5 protein-coding genes are annotated in these 3,789 nt (G+C 50.3%); 1 reads left to right on the forward strand and 4 read right to left on the reverse strand.

Features of this window, described 5'->3' with window-relative positions; genetic code table 11:
• The coding region (locus H9644_RS21905) for an autotransporter outer membrane beta-barrel domain-containing protein (RefSeq protein ID WP_123057982.1) at window positions 1–81 on the forward strand (81 nt) is incomplete at its 5' end.
• Window positions 82–148: 67 nt separating this feature from the next.
• Here H9644_RS21905 and luxS read toward each other — a convergent pair.
• The 4 genes from luxS to yqaB form a co-directional block, all read right to left on the reverse strand.
• On the reverse strand, window positions 149–664 hold the full coding sequence (luxS, locus tag H9644_RS05760) for an S-ribosylhomocysteine lyase (protein WP_001130211.1): 516 nt from the start codon (window positions 662–664) through the stop codon (window positions 149–151).
• 149 nt (window positions 665–813) lie between these two features.
• Complete coding sequence (gene gshA, locus H9644_RS05765) at window positions 814–2,370, reverse strand: glutamate--cysteine ligase (protein WP_191773706.1); 1,557 nt, start codon at window positions 2,368–2,370, stop codon at window positions 814–816.
• A gap of 72 nt (window positions 2,371–2,442) precedes the next feature.
• A complete protein-coding gene (locus H9644_RS05770; protein ID WP_064529936.1) occupies window positions 2,443–2,871 on the reverse strand; it encodes a YqaA family protein in 429 nt (142 codons plus the stop codon).
• Window positions 2,868–3,434, reverse strand: a complete 567-nt coding sequence (yqaB, locus tag H9644_RS05775; protein ID WP_064529937.1) for a fructose-1-phosphate/6-phosphogluconate phosphatase — start codon at window positions 3,432–3,434, stop codon at window positions 2,868–2,870. The genes H9644_RS05770 and yqaB overlap by 4 nt, the downstream gene beginning before the upstream one ends.
• Between the last annotated feature and the right edge of the window lie 355 nt (window positions 3,435–3,789).

Consider the following 3,789-nt stretch of genomic DNA (forward strand, 5'->3'; position numbering starts at 1 on the left):
TGGGGCAACGTCGCCCAGCAGCTGGGTGACAACGGTTACAGCGATACCCAGGGAATGCTGGGCATGAAATATCTCTTCTAATGTAAATTTGCCACCTGTCGTTGCACAGGTGGCATTCTCCGGATGCACAATCGTTGTGATCCTGCTCCTAGATGTGCAGCTCCTGCAACTTCTCTTTCGGCAGCGCCAGTTCTTCATTGCTGTTGATGCGCACGTCGCGTTCCAGAATGCTACGCGCAATATCCTGTGCTTCCTGCAAAGAGTGCATCTGGTAAGTACCGCACTGATAGACGTTCAGTTCCGGGATCTGATTCTGATCCTGCACTTTCAGCACATCTTCCATTGCCGCTTTCCAGGCATCAGCGACACGCTGCTCATCAGGCGTACCAATCAGACTCATATAAAAACCAGTGCGGCAGCCCATTGGTGAGATATCGATAATCTCTACGCCATTACCGTTAAGATGGTTACGCATAAAACCAGCAAACAGGTGCTCCAGAGTATGGATCCCTCTTTCTGGCATAACTTCTTTGTTCGGCACGCAGAAGCGAAGATCGAACACGGTAATTGCGTCGCCATGCGGGGTGTTCATTGTTTTCGCCACCCGAACTGCAGGCGCTTCCATCCGGGTATGATCGACTGTGAAGCTATCTAACAACGGCATTTAGCCACCTCCGGTAAATTTTTTTAAAATATTCTGAACTCTTTGTTCCCAGGCGAGTCTGAGTATATGAAAGACGCGCATTTGTTATCATCATCCCTGAATTCAGAGATGAAATTTTGGCCACTCACGAGTGGCCTTTTTCTTTTCTGTCAGCTGTGTTTTTCCAGCCACACCGTAAACGGCTCGGTATCTGCGGCTTCCATTTCCTGCTGGCGGCGTTTAGACGCTTCGCGCTCGGCAATAAAATCGTCTTCACGCAGAATTTCCAGCGGCTCTTCACGCAACAAATTGCGATAAGCCTCACCAAACGCTTTGCCAGTTCCGCCAATGCCAGTATCAATCATAGACCTTAAGATACGGGCGGAGAAAGTCAGATCGGGATTATCAAAGCAGGCAACCAGTTCATCACACACTTTCTGGTACGCTTCGCCGCCGTTAATGCTATCCAGCGTTTGCGCGACGCGTTTTAGATCGCGGAACAGATCTTTCCCCACCTGCGGTAACGGGAACTGCGCGGTTTCGCAGCCGATACCCAGCGTCAGGCCCGGTTTGCGACCTTCGAGGATCACACGGTTCCAGTTAACGCGTGTACAGGCAAGCTCGCTACTGCTCATTTCTGGCGCGTCAGCTAACGCACACCAGACCATAAACAGGTCGAGGAAACGCACCTGCTGTTCATCTACACCAATCGGCGAGAACGGGTTGATGTCCAGCGAACGCACTTCAATATATTCAATGCCGCCACGCAACAGCGCATCAGAAGGCGACTCTCCGCTGCGAGTAACGCGTTTCGGACGAATCGGCGCATACAGTTCGTTTTCAATCTGCAGCACATTGCTGTTGATTTGCAGCCGCTTGCCATCTTTCTCAATGCCAATCTTCGCGTACTCTTCCGACGGCGTTTTGATAGCCTGCTTGAGCCCCGCGACGTACTCGTAGAGATCGTTGAAGGTGATACCGAGATTGCTTTGCGATTTATTGGTATAGCCCAGATCACTCAAACGAAGAGAGGTCGCATACGGCAGGTAATACATACCGCACTCGGTTTTCTCAAACGGCAGCGAAGTTGGTTTACCTTGCAGGAATGAAGAGCATATTGCCGGAGACGCGCCAAACAGATAAGGAATGACCCAACCGAAGCGATAGTAGTTGCGAATAACGCGGAAATAACCCGCAGAGATTTTCTCTTTAGCATCAGAGCCCGAAATATCACCACACTTCGCTTGCCAGAATGCCATAGGCAAAGAGAAGTTGTAATGCACGCCGGAGATGGTTTGCATCAGCGCACCGTAGCGATTTTTCAGCCCTTCACGGTACAGCGTTTTAAAGCGCCCGGTATTGGAAGTGCCATACTGCGCCAGTTCGATGTCCTGACCTTCCGCGATGTAACATGGCATACTTAAAGGCCACATCCGCTCATCGCCCATATTGCGCGCCGTATAGCGATGCAGGTCGCGCATAAAAGTCAGCATATGTTCAATATCACCATCCACTGGTGTAATAAATTCCAGCAATGCTTCCGCAAAATCGGTGGTTATCCATTTATGCGTCAGTGCGGAACCTAATGCTTCAGGATGACCTGTTGTTGCCAGTGTGCCATCAGCATTAACACGCAAAGTTTCGCGCTCCAGCCCACGCTGTATCCCCTTTAACGCCTGAGGATGTTTTTCCAGCCAGGCCAGCGCCTGTGATACGTCCGGGATCAAATTGACCTCCCGCCTGTCAAAATCGTTTTATTTAGCATAACTGTAATGGTGGCCATGTGTGCAGGCCTACAATTAGTGCCACCACATCATGCCCTGAACGGTAGCTACTGCAATCGCAACATAGCGTAACGCTTTACCAAGGCACAAAAAAAAGATTACCGGTCCCCACGAGATGCGCATCCATCCCGCTAACAGACACAGTAAATCGCCAACCACGGGCATCCAGCTTAATAATAGTGTGATTGCACCATATCGTTTCAGCCAGCCGATGGCTTTCTCTTGCCAGCGCGATGTTTTGCGCAGTGGAAAGAAACGCCCAAGGATAACGTTAGTTAGCCCTCCAAGGCTATTACCCATTGTTGCTGTTAACACTAAAACCCAGGGATGACTTACCCCGGAAAGCAACATTGCAACCAGGACGACTTCGGAATTACCGGGTAATAGTGTAGCGCTGAGGAAACTACTGGCAAACAACGAGAAAAGCGATAAAGCTTCACTCACAGCAAGCGAACATCCACAGCGTCCATACCTGCAGCGCGAGCAGCCTGAATACCGAAATCAGCATCTTCAAAGACCACACACTGTGTTGGTTGCACGCCCATACGCTGCGCACACAACAAAAATGTGTCTGGCGCAGGTTTATGATGTTTGACGTGATCGGCGGCAACGACCGCATCAAAATAACGGCGTAATCCCAGGTGCGCCAGCAATGCTTCAGCGATGGCACTTTCACTCCCCGTACCGACAGCCATTGGTCGACGTCCATGCCAGCTTTTCACCACCTCGACAAGAGGAAGCGGCTCGACGCTATCCAGCAGCATGCTTCTTACTGCTTCTGTTTTTTCACGCGCCAACGCATGCGGGTCGAGATCGGCCTGATTCAGCTCAATAATCGCCTGGGCTATACGCCACGTGGGCGAGCCATTAAGCGCAATCATCGCCTGAACATCGTACTGAAGACCGTAGCGTCCTAATACTTCACGCCACGCTTTACGGTGCGTAGGTTCGGTATCCAGGATCGTGCCATCCATATCAAAAATTAAACCTGCATAACGCTCGTACATGGTCTTCTCGCAAGTCGAAAAATATGACGCTACTTTAGCGTAATTGCTTGATTTTGTCGCTGATGGCGAAGGGGAAGATTATTCAGGATATGGATAAAATAGTTATTTAGAAATGAGATGTTTTTTGTGGGAAATTTTTTGGAGAATATGGTGCATCCGGGAGGATGACTCACTGACGTTCGCCCTTCGGGCCGTTGCTAAAGCAACGTTATCCTCCCTGGTGCTTGCGTCAATTTTGCAGACCATGAAGATTATCAATCGCGGATAATACGGAGAATATGGTGCATCCGGGAGGATTCGAACCTCCGACCGCTCGGTTCGTAGCCGAGTACTCTATCCAGCTGAGCTACGGATG

Source organism: Escherichia whittamii (assembly GCF_014836715.1).
In the GTDB taxonomy this organism is placed as follows: Bacteria; Pseudomonadota; Gammaproteobacteria; order Enterobacterales; family Enterobacteriaceae; genus Escherichia; species Escherichia whittamii.